The sequence below is a fragment of the Sporomusa malonica genome, assembly GCF_900176355.1.
Taxonomy (GTDB): Bacteria; Bacillota; Negativicutes; order Sporomusales; family Sporomusaceae; genus Sporomusa; species Sporomusa malonica.
The window spans coordinates 118,165-136,295 of sequence record NZ_FWXI01000004.1 but is presented as its reverse complement, the minus strand read 5'-3'; the positions used below and the strand labels follow the sequence as shown (position 1 = coordinate 136,295).

The window sequence follows — 18,131 nt, the reverse complement described above, 5'->3', positions numbered from 1 at the left end:
GCATGTTTAATTTATTTAAAAGCAAAAAGACAGTTGTAACCTTATACTCTCCGGTAAAAGGGCGACTCATGGATATTACACAAGTGCCAGACCCGGTTTTTGCCGGACGCATGATGGGAGATGGCCTAGGGGTTGAGCCGGCAGAGGGCGTGATAAATGCCCCGTGCAGCGGCGAAATACTGCTTGTTCCCAAAACCCTGCATGCTGTGGCACTCAAGACCGGTGAAGGGCTGGAAGTATTAATTCATGTAGGCTTGGATACGGTAGAGTTAGGTGGTCAAGGCTTTATAGCTCATGTACAGCCTGGAGACAGAGTGACTCGCGGCGATAAGCTGCTGACGTTTAACCAGGACTATATACAGAGTCAGGGCAAGTCGCTGATAACGCCTATTGTTATCACCAACATGGCCGAGAAAGTCGCAGGTATCAGTAAGTTTTTGGATAAAGCTGACGGCATCATAATGGAAGTGGAAGTCCGGAGGTAATAGTGAGCCTGCTTCACTTTACTAGTAAAGCGATAAGAATAGGTGCCAGCACTGATGTGAACACTCCGGCCATACCCATGGCTACTCCTGCCATTGAGCCTTGTTGTTCACCCTCCATGAAAGCCATAGCGACACCCTGACCATGTGAGACTGTGCCCATGGCTAATCCGCGGGCAACAGGGTTTTTCATTTTGAACCAGGTAAGTAGTGTCAAGCCCATAATAGACCCGAAGGTGCCTGTGGCTACAACAAAAGCGGCTGCTAAAGCCGGATCGCCGCCTGCAATTCGGGCCACTTCGACTGCAAAAGGGATGGTTGAGGATTTAGGAATAATCGAAAGAATGACTTCCCTTGGTAATCCGCCAGCTTGGGTAATAAGTAAAACTGTGACCATAGATACAATTGTTCCGATACCAACACCGATAAATATGGCTGCCCAATATTGTTTTAGCAAATGCCGATTTCGGTAAAGCGGCACAGCCAGGGCGACAGTAGCAGGTCCAAGTAAAAAGGACGCAAGCGCTTGAACCGGGGCATAGGCTTCATAGGGTATTTTACAGAGTAGCAATACAGCAATAATGAAGGAGGTACTTAGAAGAACTACATTTACTAGCGGATTATTATATCTAAAATATAAATATCGGCTGAGTACATAGGCGCCCACTGTAATTAATATAAGAAAAACAGTCATTAATGGTTGCATTCTTTGTCCCCCTTATGCAGGGCCTGTGTAAGAACACCTACTGCGAATAGGGGAAAAACCGCACCTGCAACCAGCGCTAATGCCAAGATAATTCCATACTCATAAAATACTGCGCCCCAGTTCATTAGGCCTACGGCGATGGGTATAAAGAGGAACAGCATATGTTTAAGTAAAAAATCGGCAGCATCTTGGATATAGTGAAGTTTTATGACACCAAATAACAATAGTACAAATAGCAGCATCATCCCGAATACATTCCCCGGAATTGGCAATCCGGAAACCAAGCTGATTTGGTTTCCCAGCCAGTAAACCATCCACAGAAGTACGCCTTGTCCAAGCATTTGTAACCCTTTCACTGTCTCTTACCTCCAAATTACGGCATATTCAACTAGGTGCACTGCTTTAAATAGATCAGCTACTGTAAGCTGCCTCCAGGTTACATATTAAATGTTACAAAAACAGCCCGATCCTGGTTTTCAGGGATCGGGCTGTTTTCTTATAGTAAAAAACTATCCCTGCAGCAGTGGGACAGTATTGGCTGCATGCGGCATAACGGTGATTGTGTAGTCTTTGCGGCCCAGCTTTTGCTCAGCAATAGCCATAGCTTCTTCAATGGTGGTGGCTGCAATCAAGCCCGCTTTTTCGATGAAATCCTTGTTTTCAGGGAGTGTAACAATAATGAAGGGGACTTTGCTAGCCATAATACCGGTTTTAAGGGCGATGAAGCCAGGGACGGTAAAGGCTTTGCGCAGGGCTACTTCTCTATCGTAGAGGGTTTCATAATTGAACCAGCCGCTGAAATCAGGCGGCTCCATAATATCACGGCATTCTAATAAGACGATGATAACCCCGTCTTCTTTGGCTGCCATATACGCATTATCGGTGGTCTTTGAGCCCTGATAGAGGTTTATATCTTTGGGAAAGCCGCCAGCCGAGGCAATAACCAAATCGGCCTTGGCGCTAATGGGTACGCCGAAAATTTCTTCCACTGTTTTTGTGCCTTCAAGCCAGGCGGTGTGCCAGTGACCAGCCACAAACCGGGCAAATTTGCCTTCAGGGGTGAAAACGGCGTTTAAGAGGAAGGCAGGCTTTAACATCTCTGCCATTTCAGTCATATCCTCATGCATGTTATTGCCTTCCAGCTTGCCGGAGATGCAGCTTGAGCTGATGCCCTGGCCGACAACATCATGCAGGCAGAAGCTATGGTTGCCCTGAATCGATGAGTAACCTGCAATACCTGGGATAATGGCTTTGCGTCCGCCTCCGAAGCCTGCCATAAGGTGGTAAACAATACCGCCTGTCATAATGACTTTATCGGCGTTGACAACATGCTTGTTAAGATACACTTCAACTCCGCGTGAAGTCTTGCCAACATGGGTAAAATCTTCACTGGCTGGGGCGTAACTTTGCACGATTTGGACACGGTTAACAACTTCTTGGCCGTAGACCAGCACATTTTCTTTGTCAGTATGATGACGGTGAGCGCCTAGGCTGACGACCAGCTTGATATTGCTGTCAGGTACGCCTGCGGCATTGAGCTCATTTAAGAGTGTTGGCAGGAATTGATCATATTTTATCCACTGCCGGGTAATATCGCTAGCAATAATGGCAACCGTATCACCGGCTTTAACTACTTCTTTTAAAGGTGGCGAGTCGATCGGATTGTTTAACACCGCTTTTACCGCTGCAGGAACATCAGTGATGGCGTCTGCGTGTTTACCTTCGACAACATGAATCACCTGTTCTTCTGGCAGCGAGATGTTGACCTCGCTGTCACCAAGACCTAAAGCAAATTCTTTTAGCATGTTTCATCCCTCCAGGTAACCATATACTAGATTGAAGTGACTATTTCCTGCAAAAGCTAGGTGAAATTTCCAGATTAATATTTTTGCAGAGAAAGTACTGTCATGCACAGACACCCAAGTGCAGCAATGCCGACCAAGAACATCAGGCCGCCTACATAGCTGCCAGTCAGGCTGATGAAAAAACCGATTAAGACAGGGGCAAACGCTGAACCGCCATTACTTAGGCCATTCATCATACCAGCGCCGGCACCAATGGCTTTACCAGGTACAATGCGTTGAAGAATAGCCCAGGATGAAGGAAGTCCAATGGCAATAGAGGCAATGCCGACCGAAATCAGCAGGGCTGCTGTCATGTTATCTGTGGCTGTTGCCCCAAAGTAAATCCCCAAGGCTGAGCCAAGGTGCGCAATTGCGATAAAAGGAGCACGTCGTCCGTACTTATCAGCCAAATGGCCGAAGAATAGAATGCTAATAGTTCCGAGAATGTAAGGCAGCGAGGACAAAGCGCCCATCTGGGCCCAGGAAAAGCCGCGGGCTGCTTTGAGATAAGAAGGCAGCCAAGCCATGGTACCCCACCAGACGCACGCTATACAGAAATAGTTAATTGTCAGCAGCCAAAAACGATAGTTGAGGGCAAAGGATTTTATGCGCTCGCCGAGGCTTTCTGTCTTGATTTTTGCTTCCTCTTCGGCCTCGATTTTTAATGCACTTTCAATGTGCTCCAGTTCAGCCGCGTTAACCCGCTTATGCTGCCTGGGATGATCGGTTACATAAAACCAGAGTAACAGTAAGGGAATAAGGCCCAGGGCACCAAGGACAAAGAAGCTGGGCCGCCAGCCCCAGGTGGAAACAATCCAGGTAAAGAAGGGCATTGCCAGGGCAGGACCACCCATAAGACCAATCAGCCAGACACCGTTAGCTTTGCCACGTTCGTTAGGCGGGAACCAATTCTTGACAAAGGTGCTCTGCATTGGCCAGTGCATGCCTTCGCCAATACCTAAGATGACTCTGGCCACAAGCATGGTGCCAAAGGTCGCGGCCCAGCCGCCGATGACAACCGAGATTGTCCACAGCAGTATGGAAATCGACATAGCTTTACGGGGGCCGATATAGTCACCAAGCGGGCTTAAGACCACGTTGGCTACGCCATAAGCAATTAAGAATAAGGTCATTAAGAGGCCCATTTGAACCGGTTGGCCTTTGATACCCATGTCGGTAAGAAAAGTAGGGTCAGCAAGCAAAACAGACACATTTACCCTGTCAAGGTAAGCTACAAGCAAGGTTAAGAGCAAGATTGCCACTAGCACTACCCGCTGTCTTGTCGGCTGCACAGGCTCTGCAGGTACACTAGAGGCTGTTCGCGGTGTTTCCATGTGCATTTCCTCCTATAATGTTTATTGTACACAGATATGAGTACTTGGTAATCATTATAGAGATTGTTTCATATACCGTCAATAGGTGAGATTAATTTGGACAACAGGCATTTTAAAGGAGAATGATGTATGTTTTAATGCTGAAAAATAGGCAATAATGTTTTTGGGGTGAAGACATGGCTGCTCGCTCCTCTGGCTTGACTATTGCTGTTAGCTACATATAACAATGCCTGATGGGAAAATTAGAATATAAAGTAAAGGTGACAGGAGTAGTTATAACAGTGAAAATACTCAGCGATATTCTAAAACAGGCAGCAGCATCTGAAAAACAATCAAATGGAAAATTACGGGTGGTTGATACGGTAGCCTCATTTTGGCAGAACGTTTATAAAAATAATATGAAGGCTAAGATCTTTGATGCCTCAGCGCTGTTGGAGTCTTTTTCAAAAGCATCTCCCCCGATGAATTCTTTTGCGCGTGATGTGGAGTTTGGAAATTTATCTCCTTTGGCGCAATCGATATGGGTTGAAGTCGCCGACTCAAAACTGCCTGCTCATTTGGGGGTAGCGCTGTCATATACCGAAAAGACGGCGCAATCAGCCGAGCAGGCCAAACAGTATGGCATAAATAGCCCGTTTACTTGGGTCTGTCAGGCTCGTTCCTTTATAAAGAGAAGATACCAGCAAACGCTGCCGCTTAAGTGGGAATGGGTGGAATACATTGACGATAAAGGAAGGACTGTCAGCAGCCTGCTGCAACCTGCTGTGATTCCCCAATACATGGATAAGGCACTTGCTGTTGAGTTGAAAAGCGTAGAGTTTATTCACCACCATTTGTGCGCCTTTATTGCAAATCTGGGGTTTTACGCAATTGATCAAATTAATGGTGGACGGGTTAGTGTAAGCTCACATGCTGGCACGCAGTATAGTTATCATGTTTTAGAGACTAAGACAAATGTGTTACATTCTGGGTTTAACTGGACGAAGTACGTAGATTGATGTAATATAATTACAGATAAAGAGTCGAGGCCAGGCTATTGTCTGGCTTTTTAGTTTGAGGTGCCAAGTGAGAAAAACCGGTTCATTGCAGGAGAAAGCGCGGCAATTCTTTATAATTTTTTCGCCGATATTTGTTACCCAAATTTCACTGATGGCGACAGGCTTTTTTGATACAGTGATGTCAGGCCAAGTGAGCCACTACGATTTAGCCGGAGTTGCTATTGGGGCAAATCTGTGGATGCCTATTTTCACGGGCATTGGTGGAGTTCTTGCCGGCATGACGCCCATTCTTGCCCAGCTTAATGGGGCCGGGCGGAAAAAGGATATGCCGTTCTTGGTAATACAAAGTATATATATATCTATGGCGCTGGCCCTCATTGTTATTGGCGGAGGTTCAGTAGTGCTTGCCCCAATACTAAACCTCATGACCCTGGAACCAGCTGTCCATGACATTGCCTATCAGTTTTTGATTGCACTGGCAATAGGGATTTTACCCTTGTTTGTCTCTGGAGTTTTGCGGAATTTTATTGATGCGCTGGGCTATACGCGAATAACCATGCTGATCACGCTTTGTGCAGTACCGATTAATATTGCGCTAAACTATCTGCTGATTCTTGGAAATTTGGGTTTTCCCCGTCTTGGTGGGGTGGGAGCCGGGTATGCCTCTGCTATAACCTACTGGTGTCTTGCCCTGATCAGCATAGGAGTTATTCATTATTTAAAGCCTTTTAAGGATTATAAAGTGTTTGGCTGTTTTGCTTCAATTTCGCTTAGAACCTGGCGGGAACTGCTTATTGTTGGTTTGCCAATTGGCCTGTCAATATTTTGCGAAGTCAGCATCTTTGGTGTCGTTGCCTTGCTGATGGCTGAATATGGAACTGCTGTTATAGCCGCCCATCAGGCAGCTATCAATTTTGCCGGTTTAGTCTATATGGTGCCGCTCAGCATCGGGATGACATTGACAATTGTCATTGGTTTCGAGGTCGGTGCGCGCCGGTATAGTGATGCCAGGCAATATAGTAAGCTTGGTATTGCGCTTGCGATTGTGATTGCGGTCTTTTTTGCGATCGGCTTATCTGTGTTTAACAGTCAAATTGCCGGTCTTTATACCCAAGAGGCAGATGTATTGGAACTCATCCAAAACTTCCTGGTATATGCTGTCTTTTTCCAGCTGTCTGATGCTATTGCTGCTCCTATTCAAGGGGCGCTGCGGGGGTATAAGGATGTTAAGGTGACTTTTCTCATGGCAGTCCTGTCCTATTGGGTTATTGGTATGCCAATAGGCTATTTCCTTGCTAAGTTTACTGAACTACAGGCATATGGCTATTGGGTAGGCTTTATCGCAGGCTTGGCTGTAGGGGCGGGAGTGCTGCTCACCAGACTGATTCGGCTACAGCAAAGGCATAAGCGATGAAGGCTTTGTAAAGTTTTTGCGCTATTCTTAGTTGGTAATAATTTAAAAAGGGAGTTTATGTACAATGAGTGCTTTGAAATCAAACATGCTTTTATTATTAGCGGCAGCCATATGGGGAGTTGCCTTTGTGGCTCAGCGGGTGGGAATGGAACATGTAGGACCTTTTACGTTTAATGGGGTAAGATTCGCGCTAGGTAGTCTTTCGTTACTGCCGCTTATCTTTTACTACCGGAACAAGCCGCAGCAAGTGACCAGTAATCCTCCGCGCTGTGTAATATGGGCCGGTTTTTTGGCTGGGTTAATCCTGTTTACCGCAGCGTCTCTACAACAAATTGGACTTATTTATACCACTGCGGGTAAGGCGGCATTTATTACCTGCCTTTATATTGTACTTGTACCTATCTTGGGGATATTCTTAAAGCAATATGTCAGCATGATCACTTGGCTGAGCTCGGTGCTGGCTGTTATTGGTTTGTACTTGTTATGTGTAAAAGAAAGTTTTACTATATCTTACGGTGATTTGCTGCAGTTAGTAGGAGCTTTTTTTTGGGCTGTTCATATTTTGCTTATCGACTATTTTGCCAGTAGAGTGGATGTATTGAAGTTGTCTTTTTTTCAATTTGTCACTTGTGCGATACTCAGCATAACTACAGCTTTTCTGTTTGAAACCATAACTACCGAGGGGATTACCCAGGCACTGATCCCTATTTTGTATGGGGGGATCTGCTCGGTGGGGATTGCTTATACCCTGCAGGTAGTTGGTCAGAAATATTCGCCGCCTTCTCATGCTGCTATTATTCTTAGTATGGAAACCGTTTTTGCTACTATTGGCGGCTTTTTGATCCTTGATGAACGCTTAGGCCTTCAAGAATTAATAGGGAGTGCCCTGATGCTCTCAGGCATGCTGTTAACCCAGCTGCAGAGTATGCAGTCAACGGTTGCGGTGGAGACGGCAGAAGAGTCAAACACGGGGAGTATTCATTAGGTATTGTCGATGATGGCAAAAAGGAGGGCGTTATGCACGAGAATATTATAGAGACACAGGAGCGTGTTAAATTTCGGGACCGGACATACTTAATTGCTAATATAATGATGTTTGTGACAATTGTATTCTGGGGAATTTCTTTCATAAGCATTAAAATAGCTGTAGAAGAGGTGCCGCCGGTTACCATGGCACTGCTTCGGTTTGTTATTGCCTCGGTGATGTTGTGGGTTTTGCTCAAAAAAATTGAACCTGACACAAAAATTGAGAAGGCTGATATCCCCAAAATGATATTGGCAGGGTGCTTGGGTATTACGCTATATTTCTATTTTGAAAATATTGGCGTAAAGTTGACAACGGCCGTCAATGCCTCGCTGATTGTCACAATCGTTCCGATTATTGCCATAGCCCTGGATGTAGTGTTTTTTGGGGCGCCAGTATCACCCTATAAACTGGCGGGAATAGTTATTGCTGTCGGCGGTACTTACCTCTCAGTAACAGCAAATGGTGAGCTTGATTTTAACTCTGCCAATTTTATCGGAAATCTGCTTGTTGTTGGAGCCATGCTGGCCTGGGTGTTTTATACGCTTGTTAATAAGTCGTTGCAAAATAAATACTCGGGGCTCTATATGACTACTTATCAAACGATTATAGGAACGGTTTTTTTATTGCCGCTGTCATTGACCGAATATAGTGAGTGGCAGGTATTTTCGTTGACAGCCTTGTGGCACATCTTATTTTTAGCGATTTTCTGTTCAGTCATTTGCTACTTATTATATATGTACGCGCTGAAGCATTTGGATGTTGCCATTACAACCCTGTATCTTAACCTAGTTCCTGTTGTTGGGGTGATGGGAGGCTATTTCATCTTAGGTGAAAGCGTGTTGCCGATTCAGCTTGTTGGCGGGTTGTTAACACTGCTGGCCATAGTAATTATAAATTTTGAGCGGCCACGGCAGGTGGCTCAAGATTTATAAAAAATGGCTTGGATTTCACATATGTATTGTAAAGGAGTATTTACATGATTAATGCTAAACGCCTTGAAGAAAATTTTCGCAAATTAGCAATGATTGGTGCGCAGGCTGATGGCGGCATAACGCGTCTGGCCTTTAGTGATGAGGACTGGGAAGCACATGCCATTATCCTTGAACTAATGGAGCAGGCAGGGCTGGATGTCCGGGTTGATGCTTTCGGTAACCTTATCGGACGGCGTGAAGGGTTTGACCCTAATGCGCCTGCGGTCATGGTAGGGTCGCATATTGATAGTGTGCCCTGCGGCGGCAATTTTGACGGCGTGGCTGGAGTATTGGCTGCTATCGAAGTCATACAGTGCTTAATGGCAAACAGGATAAAAACCTATCATCCAATTGAGGTAGTAGTGTTTATGGCCGAAGAATCCAGCCGTTTTGGTATGGCAACTCTGGGGAGTAAAGCGTTTTGCGGCAAACTCTCGCCTGAACAATTGGAACAATATACGGACAAGCAAGGAATGACACTGGCCGAGGCCATGCGTCAGCGAGGTCTTGCTCCGGAAAAAATCGGCTTAGCGCAGTACCCTTATCCTATTAAAGTATTTCTTGAACTACATATTGAGCAGGGTAAGGTTCTGGAAACTATGGGAAAGCAAATTGGAATAGTCACTGGTATTGCAGCGCCAACCCGGCTGCGGGTAGTGGTGAGCGGGCAGGCCGATCATTCGGGTGCAACGCCTATGAATATGCGTCAGGATGCGCTGACAGCAGCTGCTGAGATTATTTTGCAAGTGGAGCAGCTGGCAGGCCGGGAAGGTCATAACGGTACGGTGGGTACAACCGGAATTATCAAGGCTGAGCCAGGAGTAATGAATGTTATTCCTGGGCGTGTCGAACTAGGTATTGATATTCGCGGCATTTCCGAAACCAGCAAACAGCAGGTAGTGCAGTCATTATTTAAGGAAATTGCTGAAATACAAAACCGGCGCGGTGTCCAAACAGAAATAACTATACTGGCTGACGAAAAGCCTGTGGAGATTTCCCGGGAAATAGTCGAATTTCTACATGATATAGCGAAGCAGCAAAAATCTTCCTGTATGCTGCTGCCCAGCGGAGCAGGGCATGACGCCATGCATATGGCGGCTATTGCCCCAACAGGCATGATCTTTGTACCTTGCAAAGGCGGAATTAGTCATAATCCGGCAGAGTGGGCAAGTATTGAGGATATTGCTGCCGGAACGGGGTTACTATTTGAAGCAGTTGTCAAGCTGGCAGCAGAGTAGTTCAACTGGAATGCGTCGTAATACGGAGCAACGTCAGGTCCTGGTTGCAGGGCTTGGTCGTTGCTTTTTTATTGCTGAAGGCAATTTGCTGCAGTTGCTTGTGGTACAGAAAGATGTAGTATTTTACAAAAAAGTTTACATAATTTGATATAATTAGTTGATTTGGAGGGGTAAAAGCTATAGAATATAGTTGGAATCGGAATTTTCTGTTATATAAAAATATGGATTTTGGATGGAGGTATTGTATGGATAGTATACGTACAAAGGTGGTAGCCATCAGCTGCGCGATTATCTTTTTTGTAGCAGCAGTCTTGGTAGGTTACAACTTATACCGTATGAAACAGGATGCGCAATCGGACATAGCTATAATGCGCCAAACAATGATGGCGCAGTTTGAACGGACACTAAAGCTTCAGGTAGAGGGTGCAGTTAGTATTATTGAATCTATTTATAAAGAACAGCAGAAAGGTGTACTAACTGAGCAAGAAGCAAAAAAGAAAGCGGCTGACATTGTTCGCGAGATTCGTTATGATAACGGCAATTATTTGTGGATTGATACCTACGAAGGTTTTAACATAGTTTTGTTAGGTAATAAAAATTATGAAGGCAAAGTACGCTGGGAGTTTAAAGACCTAAAGGGTAACCCGGTCATACAAGATCTTTTTAATGCAGCTAAAAATAATGGCGGTGGGGGCTTTAGTAATTATTGGTTCCCTAAACCAGGACAATCTGAGCCTTTACCTAAACGAGGCTATGTTAAGATGTTTGAACCTTATAGATGGACGATTGGTACAGGGGCTTGGTTTGATTCTATTGATGCAGCAGTATTGGAACGTCAGCGTGAGTATGAAAACGCTATGGCCCAAGCAATGATGATGCAGGGGATTATCGGGCTCGTTTCGCTATTATTAGCTTGTGGTTTTGCTTTTGTGGCGGTACGTTCCTTAATTAATCCATTGCTTCATACCCAAAAAGCGGTTGTTGAGATGTCAACAGGTAATTTGACTGTCAGCATAGATGGTAATGTACTTGGCCGTAAGGACGAAATAGGTCATTTGGCAACAGCTATCAGTGACATGAATGGTAGTTTAAGTAAAATTATTACCCATGTCTCTCAATCGGCAGACCAGATCGCAGCTGCATCGCAGCAATTTACTGCAAGTGCCGATCAGTCTGCTCAGGCAGCTTACCAAGTGGCGGCATCCATTACCGATGTAGCAAAAGGGGCTGAGGAGCAACTGGCTGCAGCAGATGACACCACAGGCGTGGTTGCGGAAATGTCGTTAAGTATCAAGCATATGGCAGCTAATGCTGGTAAAGTAGCTTCCCGGACAGCTGAGGCCGCAGTCAAAGCACGAGACGGGAGGCAATCTGTAGACAAAGCCGTCAGCCAAATGTCGCAGATTGAACAAACGGTAAATAGCTCGGCACAGGTAGTGGCAAGACTGGGAGAACGCTCTAATGAGATCGGGCAGATCGTGGATACGATCTCCGGCATTGCTGGGCAGACAAATCTTTTGGCACTAAATGCTGCTATCGAGGCTGCTCGAGCTGGGGAACAGGGAAAAGGCTTTGCTGTAGTGGCTGAAGAGGTAAGAAAGCTGGCTGAACAATCTCAGGAAGCTGCTAAACAGATTGCGAACCTTATCACTGAGATTCGAGGAGATACAGATAAAGCCGTGATAGCAATGAACGACGGGACTCGGGAAGTAAAGATGGGAGCCAGTGTAGTTCAGGTTGCAGGGCAGGCCTTCCAGGAGATTGCAAACACGATAGCGGAAGTGTCAACACAAGTACAGGAGATTTCCACTGAGATTGAGCAAGTGGAGGGTGTTAGTCGGCAAATTGTCAACTCGGTAAAGAAAATTGACGATTTGAGTAAAGCTGTTGCGGGAGAAGCCCAGACGGTATCGGCGGCAACTGAAGAGCAGTCAGCTTCAATGGAAGAAATTGCTTCTTCCAGTCAGGCGTTAGCCAAGCTGGCTCAAGACCTCCAGGGGGCAGTAGGTAAATTCCGGGTTTAGCTAGAGAACAATTAGAATAAGCCAGGCAAATGCCTGGCTTATTCTAATTGAGACATATTTAACTCAATTTACCTGTCGCCAGCAGGAAAAAAAAAAATTGCACCGAATAAAAACATTTTGGAGATTTATCTGAGGCATTATATGTCATTACAATGCAGCAGTTTCGAAGGGAGAAATAGATGAAACCAGTAATTCCGCGCGTTGCCGCCGTTCATGATATTTCCTGTGTTGGTCGCTGTTCTTTAACAGTTATTATGCCCATATTATCCAATATGGGCATTCAAGTGTGTCCGCTGCCTACGGCTGTGCTTAGCACCCATCTAGGTGGGTTTAAAGATGTTGCTTTCTGCGACTTTACCGAGCGTATGCCCGACTTTTATCGTCATTGGAAACAGGAAGGCATCACGTTTGACTGTATTTACAGCGGTTTTTTGGCATCAGAGCAGCAAATTGATACAGTATCCCAATTTATTGATGAGTTTTCGGATAATAGTCCGTTAGTATTGGTTGACCCGGTAATGGGGGATGAAGGTAAACTTTATTCTGTGTATACGTCGACAATGCAGGAACATATGAAACGGCTTGTTGGTAAAGCGGATATCATAACACCAAATTTTACTGAGGCCTGCTTCTTGTTAGGCGAACGGTATGAGGAACAAGTTGCTGAGCCGGATAGTCTGAAGGATTGGCTTGTCAGGTTGGCCGATTTCGGGCCGTCAATTGTCATCATGACTGGAATTCCTTTGGTTAATCAACAAATTATGAATATTGGCTATGAGCGTGGCAGCGGCTGTTTCTGGGAAGTGGTCAGCGAACATATTCCGGCACGATATCCAGGGACAGGTGATGTTTTTGCTAGTGTCTTGGCTGGTGCATTACTCTACAAGCACGGTTTGCCATTCGCTATGCAGCTGGCAGCCGATTTTGTTGCAACAGCCATAAAAACCACCTTTGCGGCAGCAACTCCTACTAGGGAAGGCGTACTGTTAGAAAGTGCGTTGCCCTGGCTGGGGCAGGAGTGGGCTAGGTGTCGCAGGGAATCTTAGAATTGAGGGGGAGTCGAATGATGAATGAAAAACGTAAATTCAGTGTAAGAGATATCGTGTTTATCGGGGTGTTGGCTGCCATGTGCGCTATTGCTACTTCTTTCAAAATTCCATTTGGTGTTGGGGCGATGGTGCACCTGGGCACAGCATTTCTGTTTACTGTCGGTATTTGTTTTGGTGGTATATATGCTGGTTTGGCTGCTGCCATTGGATCTGCTTTTTATGATCTTATTATGGGTTTTTCGCCATACACCTTATGGTCTTTTGTTATCAAAGGAACAGCTGGACTCATTGTCGGCACAGTTGCCAAAGGTTTATGGCCTACTCCTGTATTGAACGAAGTTGGAAACGGCTGGGTTTGGCGGGCTGTTTTGGGGTGCGTGCTGGCAGCAGCCTGGACGTTAAGTGGTTATATTGTTGCCTGGTGGCAGGTAACCGGCAGTCTGGCAACTGCATTTGCTAATATGCCAAGCTCACTTATGACCTCTGGTGTAGGTCTGGTGGTTGCTATGATTTTGTCGCCTAAGCTGCGTAAGAGTGTTAATCGCTAAAGTAAGAAATTGGTTTGAAGCTTGATAAAGCAGGTCAAGCCAATTTTTTTTACATTTTCTCTTGTATATTTTAGTTAATTTGGCATATAATGAAAATGAGCATATGCCCAAATGGAAGGTGGATAGCAATGCCAAGGCGACGTTGTTGCGGTATAGTGGATGATGTGCCGCTTTGTCGAAAATTTTCTCCCCAGATGCAGGGCGGCGGGGAACCGGTAGTTGTCCAGTTAGAAGAGCTGGAAGCCATTCGTCTGAAAGATCAAAAAGGCTGGGAACAGGCTACTTGCGCATCTGTTATGGGATTGTCAAGACCCACGTTTCAGAGGATTTTGCAATCTGCCAGAAATAAAGTCGCTATGGCGCTGGTAGAAGGGCGGGCTATTATTATCGATGGAGGGAATTATGTTATGAAAAACAGAGTTTTTGAGTGTGCCGAATGTCACCATGTCTGGGAGGAAGCTCCTTGTACTGAGGGCGGAAAACATGGATATGAGCTTGCGTGTCCGAAATGCGCCAGCATGAAAAAGCTGAAGCTGGACAACGGGGTAAAACATGCTTGTGGTGGCGGGCACCATGAACATGGACATGGTGGCGGTTGCTGCGGCGGGCATTAAAAGTTAAACTTCCGGGAAAAACTAAATCTCGGAGGTGATCAAATGGCTACTAACGATAAACCCATTCATGGAATGTGTGTTGATAAAACAAGCTGCCGCCATGAAGTCATACTGGACAAAGACGGTAAAATGACACTAGGCGGTAACGAACAGTCTGAGTCACAGCCGACAGAGCATCTAACTAAAGATTTTATCTGTAAGCAATACGACCAGAGTCAAAAAGAATTCAGGAAATAGTGGTACGTGACAAAGCAAAAACAATCAGGGCTGACCATATGCCGGTCTAGCCCTGATTGTTTTTGCTCCTGTTCCAAGAACTGGACAAATTTGTGTGCTTACACTACAATTAATTTTGAGGCATCTAAAATAATAAGTAGGAGAGTAATTATATGAGTGAAAATAAGTTACCGTATGTTCAACTGGATGAGAAAACAACTCGCCGAGTGTTAACTTATGGCGAGGGGCTCATGTTAGTCGAGTTTGTTTTTCAGAAAGGCGGTGTAGGCCAGCCCCACAGTCATGCTGAACATGAACAAGTCGGATACATTGCACAAGGCAGCTTTGAACTCATCATTGGTGATGAAAAGAGAATCATAAAGAAAGGTGACACCTATTATGCGCCCCGTAATATGGTACATGGTGTCGTAGCTTTAGAAGATAATTCTATCATTATTGATACATTTACACCGATACGGGCTGATTTTCTTTAATAATCTAGTGGTAAAAGCGCTATTTGAAAATGACAAATAGCGCTTTTGTTTATTAAAATTACTCTACGGCATAGTTATTAAATAAAGGATTACCGGCATTTGGTTTTGAATTTACTAATAGAGGAATTGAGATCTTAAGTTGTCGCTGGAAGGGGTTGCAATTATGTCCGGGAATTTCACAGCAGAGAACTTGCTATGCGAAAAATTGAATTTAGTTCTGGAAGCTGTGCCCTGCGGGATTGGCATCTTAGACGAAAATGGATATATTGTCTATGTAAACTCAACATATTTAGCTATTGTAAATCAGCCGATAATGCGAGTTGAGTCTGGCTGGTATTCTGGACGCATGAGGAGTGAATCACTGGAACAGAAGATGATCCGGAAAATAAAGTCTGGCAAGGCTTTAGAAAAATTCATCTGATATCAATCCAGCGGTTACATTAGCCAAAACAATGATAGGTATGTATCAGCCTGCTCAAGCTATGCTCACTATGCTATGCCAAGTTGTCGGGGCATTTGTGGGAGCATGTTTGGTTTGGCTGCATTTTTGGCCTCACTGGGCGGAAACAGAGGATAGCGGGTTGATATTAGCGGTGTTTTCTACTGGACCAGCAATTCGCCATAATGTAGCCAACCTGCTCTCAGAAGTGCTGGGGACGGTTATGCTGATTATACCTGAGTTATGCCTGGATTCCTGTAATAGGCCCGCTCATAGGGGCGATGCTTTCCTATGTACTTGCTAAGGCGATTGGCATAATTTGAGTCGTTGAGTGAGTTGGATTTATGCGAAACTTGCGTGATGAGAGTTATAAAAACAAAAGGATAATAAAGAGAATACTATATGTTAAGAATAAAGGATGCTAAAGGAATTGTAAGAATGAAAGGAGTTATAATGAATAACAAACTGCTTGAAAAATATGCCCAGCTTGTAGTTAAAACCGGAGTAAACATTCAAAAGGATCAAACTCTGGTCATTACCTCGCCCATTGAATGCGCTCCCTTTGCCAGGATAATCGCAGAGGTGGCTTACCAGAGTGGTGCCAGAGATGTTGTCATGAACTGGAAAGACGAGTTATCCTCAAAAACCAGGTTTTTGCAAGCACCTGATGAAATTTTCGACGAGTTCCCAGAATGGCAGAAGGAGTTCTATTTATCCTATGTGCGTAAAGGCGCCGCCTTTATCAGCATTGCTGCGTCTGATCCTGAGCTATTAAAAGAGGTAAATCCAGACAGAGTAGTACGAGTGCAAAAGGCGAGCAACACCGCACTCAAAGAATACCGTGAGCGCATCATGAGTAACAAAAATGCATGGTGCATTGTATCTATTCCAACCCGCTCCTGGGCCAAGAAGGTATTTCCTGAGGTATCGGAGGAGGACGCTGTTGAAAAACTGTGGGCAGCCATCCTGCAAGCCGTCAGGGTGGATACAAATGATCCGGTTGCCGCTTGGCAGGAACATAGCAAGGCTTTGAAGCAAAATATGAATTATTTAAACACACACAAATTTAAAATGCTTCATTATAGAAACTCACTGGGAACAGATTTGAAAGTTGAACTGCCTGAAGGTCATATCTGGCTTGGTGGGCCGGAACATACAACCGAGGGGGTTCAATTTGTTGCCAACATGCCGACTGAAGAGGTGTTTAGTCTGCCGAAGAAAACCGGCATTAATGGTACGGTAGTCAGCTCTAAGCCGTTAAACTATAATGGTACCCTCATTGACAACTTCTCCCTGACTTTTAAAGATGGGCGGATTGTTGATTTCAAGGCCGATCAAGGCTATGAGATTCTCAAAAAACTTGTGGAAACAGATGAGGGTTCACATTATCTCGGTGAGGTAGCACTTGTACCGCATAATTCACCGATATCTAATTCCAATATCCTGTTTTATAATACGCTGTTTGATGAAAACGCCTCCTGTCATTTTGCTATTGGCAAAGCGTACCCGATATGTATTGAAAAAGGCGTAAATATGAATACGGAAGAGTTGGAAAAGGCCGGAGTCAATGATTCGATTGTGCATGTTGATTTTATGATTGGCACAGCTGATCTTGAAATCACAGGCACTACCGTAGGCGGCGAGCTTCTGCCTGTATTTAAGAACGGCAATTTCAGTTTTAGTTGAGAAAAGAAGCAAAAGAACTGCCCTGCTTCTCCAGAATGTGATTCATCCGTGAATAGAAAAGGCGAGATTGCTTCACGTACGTTCGCAATGACGAAAGGTTAAACCCCAGTCATTGCGAGCATAGTGTGGCAATCTCGCCTTCAATGCTCTTATCCTAGCATATTGCTTATTTTTTATTTGAGTAGTTAGTCTGCAATACGAATACTAAAACTTGTAAGTAATTCCGTATGACATACCTTTTGCGGTATAGTCAAAATCTGAAAAAGGGAAGACTGAAGAAAAATCGATTCCTTTATATTTTGTATATTGGTATGCTATATTTAATTCTAAGTTTTTAACAAATTCGTAAGCTATACCTACTTGATAATGAGTAATTTTATTTCCGGTTGCAACTTCGCCATAAGCATTGGTATTTTTGCCAATTTCAGAAAAGCCAACTAGTCCTACTTGATAGCCAGAAGTTTGTTCAGCATTTATTGTTTGTGTTATGGGACCAATGCTGATGTTTAGTGATGGTTTTGCATGAGTATAACCAACAAAGCCTGCCACATTTTTGTTAAGCTTATAAAAAACATTAATTTGTTGTGCTACAAGCTCAATATTTATAGGGGAACCAGGATCAGTAACTTTGGAATCAGCTGTCCCGTTTCGGTATTGAACTGCCCAATTATTTCCTAGGCCAACTGTTAATCCAAAATCAACATTGCTATTTTTCCCGGACAAGTTACCGAAAGGAGAATCAGCTTTTACGTCTAGATTAGGTTTGAAATTAATATCAACGGCTGTCTTTCCTTGTGAATAATCCATTAATGGACTAGCAGCACATACTGTGGACAGTGCAAATAGAAATACAAAAACTAGAACTGATTTTTTCATTGTCTAACCTCCTAAATTGAATTTTAATCTAATTCCATTATTAACCATATAGAGAGTTTTGACAAGCTATAAAGAATATAAAAAACGAATTATCCTACCAGGATATTTTTATTTTATGTTTCTGATAAATGTTGCACTGCCAGAAACTAAGAAATCCACTGAGATATTATT

At 44.4% G+C, this 18,131-nt stretch carries 20 protein-coding genes; 15 read left to right on the top strand and 5 right to left on the bottom strand.

Going from position 1 to position 18,131, the window contains the following annotated elements; all coding sequences use genetic code 11:
• Positions 1 to 2 precede the first annotated feature (2 nt).
• Positions 3 to 485, top strand: coding sequence for a PTS sugar transporter subunit IIA (locus B9A22_RS05900; protein ID WP_084574787.1), 483 nt, complete (start codon positions 3 to 5; stop codon positions 483 to 485).
• Positions 486 to 498: 13 nt separating this feature from the next.
• Here the strand turns inward: B9A22_RS05900 and B9A22_RS05895 are convergent, their stop codons facing one another.
• The 4 genes from B9A22_RS05895 to B9A22_RS05880 all read right to left on the bottom strand — a co-directional run bounded on the left by B9A22_RS05895 (position 499) and on the right by B9A22_RS05880 (position 4,366).
• A complete protein-coding gene (locus tag B9A22_RS05895; RefSeq protein ID WP_084574786.1) occupies positions 499 to 1,188 on the bottom strand; it encodes an LrgB family protein in 690 nt (229 codons plus the stop codon).
• Positions 1,176 to 1,544 (bottom strand): CidA/LrgA family protein, encoded by a 369-nt coding sequence (locus B9A22_RS05890; RefSeq protein WP_217805888.1) that lies wholly within the window; start codon positions 1,542 to 1,544, stop codon positions 1,176 to 1,178. The genes B9A22_RS05895 and B9A22_RS05890 overlap by 13 nt, the downstream gene beginning before the upstream one ends.
• Positions 1,545 to 1,697: 153 nt before the next feature.
• The gene (larAH10, locus tag B9A22_RS05885; protein ID WP_084574785.1) at positions 1,698 to 2,993 is read right to left on the bottom strand and encodes an NPN-dependent 2-hydroxyacid racemase, LarAH10 family; all 1,296 of its coding nucleotides are present in this window, start codon (positions 2,991 to 2,993) and stop codon (positions 1,698 to 1,700) included.
• 74 nt (positions 2,994 to 3,067) lie between these two features.
• Entirely contained in the window at positions 3,068 to 4,366 is a 1,299-nt protein-coding gene (locus tag B9A22_RS05880; RefSeq protein WP_084574784.1) for an MFS transporter, read from the bottom strand.
• 281 nt (positions 4,367 to 4,647) lie between these two features.
• On the opposite strand from B9A22_RS05880, the gene B9A22_RS05875 reads away from it, so the two are divergent.
• The 14 genes from B9A22_RS05875 (at position 4,648) to B9A22_RS05810 (ending at position 17,084) form a co-directional block, all read left to right on the top strand.
• Positions 4,648 to 5,364, top strand: a complete 717-nt coding sequence (locus B9A22_RS05875) for a hypothetical protein (RefSeq protein WP_084574783.1) — start codon at positions 4,648 to 4,650, stop codon at positions 5,362 to 5,364.
• 67 nt (positions 5,365 to 5,431) lie between these two features.
• Positions 5,432 to 6,778 (top strand): MATE family efflux transporter, encoded by a 1,347-nt coding sequence (locus B9A22_RS05870; protein WP_084574782.1) that lies wholly within the window; start codon positions 5,432 to 5,434, stop codon positions 6,776 to 6,778.
• A 64-nt stretch (positions 6,779 to 6,842) separates the two neighbouring features.
• Positions 6,843 to 7,763 (top strand): DMT family transporter, encoded by a 921-nt coding sequence (locus tag B9A22_RS05865; RefSeq protein WP_084574781.1) that lies wholly within the window; start codon positions 6,843 to 6,845, stop codon positions 7,761 to 7,763.
• 32 nt (positions 7,764 to 7,795) lie between these two features.
• Complete coding sequence (locus B9A22_RS05860; protein ID WP_084574780.1) at positions 7,796 to 8,737, top strand: DMT family transporter; 942 nt, start codon at positions 7,796 to 7,798, stop codon at positions 8,735 to 8,737.
• Positions 8,738 to 8,781: 44 nt separating this feature from the next.
• Positions 8,782 to 10,014: a Zn-dependent hydrolase gene (locus B9A22_RS05855; protein WP_084574779.1), complete on the top strand. Its 1,233-nt coding sequence runs from the start codon at positions 8,782 to 8,784 to the stop codon at positions 10,012 to 10,014.
• Positions 10,015 to 10,259: 245 nt separating this feature from the next.
• Entirely contained in the window at positions 10,260 to 12,038 is a 1,779-nt protein-coding gene (locus B9A22_RS05850; RefSeq protein ID WP_084574778.1) for a methyl-accepting chemotaxis protein, read from the top strand.
• Between the two features lie 179 nt (positions 12,039 to 12,217).
• A complete protein-coding gene (locus tag B9A22_RS05845) occupies positions 12,218 to 13,084 on the top strand; it encodes a pyridoxamine kinase (protein WP_084574777.1) in 867 nt (288 codons plus the stop codon).
• Positions 13,085 to 13,101: 17 nt separating this feature from the next.
• Positions 13,102 to 13,635, top strand: a complete 534-nt coding sequence (locus B9A22_RS05840; RefSeq protein WP_245823831.1) for an ECF transporter S component — start codon at positions 13,102 to 13,104, stop codon at positions 13,633 to 13,635.
• A 128-nt stretch (positions 13,636 to 13,763) separates the two neighbouring features.
• Entirely contained in the window at positions 13,764 to 14,249 is a 486-nt protein-coding gene (locus B9A22_RS05835) for a DUF134 domain-containing protein (protein ID WP_084574776.1), read from the top strand.
• A 42-nt stretch (positions 14,250 to 14,291) separates the two neighbouring features.
• Positions 14,292 to 14,486 carry a hypothetical protein gene (locus B9A22_RS05830; protein WP_084574775.1) on the top strand — a complete coding sequence of 65 codons (195 nt, stop codon included), beginning with the start codon at positions 14,292 to 14,294 and terminating at the stop codon, positions 14,484 to 14,486.
• A 152-nt stretch (positions 14,487 to 14,638) separates the two neighbouring features.
• Positions 14,639 to 14,959 (top strand): cupin domain-containing protein, encoded by a 321-nt coding sequence (locus B9A22_RS05825; RefSeq protein ID WP_084574774.1) that lies wholly within the window; start codon positions 14,639 to 14,641, stop codon positions 14,957 to 14,959.
• A gap of 163 nt (positions 14,960 to 15,122) precedes the next feature.
• Positions 15,123 to 15,380 carry a PAS domain-containing protein gene (locus B9A22_RS05820; RefSeq protein WP_084574773.1) on the top strand — a complete coding sequence of 86 codons (258 nt, stop codon included), beginning with the start codon at positions 15,123 to 15,125 and terminating at the stop codon, positions 15,378 to 15,380.
• 1 nt (position 15,381) lies between these two features.
• On the top strand, positions 15,382 to 15,702 hold the full coding sequence (locus tag B9A22_RS05815) for an aquaporin (protein WP_281252361.1): 321 nt from the start codon (positions 15,382 to 15,384) through the stop codon (positions 15,700 to 15,702).
• A 149-nt stretch (positions 15,703 to 15,851) separates the two neighbouring features.
• The gene (locus B9A22_RS05810) at positions 15,852 to 17,084 is read left to right on the top strand and encodes an aminopeptidase (protein WP_176215412.1); all 1,233 of its coding nucleotides are present in this window, start codon (positions 15,852 to 15,854) and stop codon (positions 17,082 to 17,084) included.
• Positions 17,085 to 17,288: 204 nt separating this feature from the next.
• On the opposite strand, the gene B9A22_RS05805 is transcribed toward B9A22_RS05810, so the two are convergent.
• The gene (locus tag B9A22_RS05805; RefSeq protein ID WP_084574771.1) at positions 17,289 to 17,960 is read right to left on the bottom strand and encodes an outer membrane beta-barrel protein; all 672 of its coding nucleotides are present in this window, start codon (positions 17,958 to 17,960) and stop codon (positions 17,289 to 17,291) included.
• Between the last annotated feature and the right edge of the window lie 171 nt (positions 17,961 to 18,131).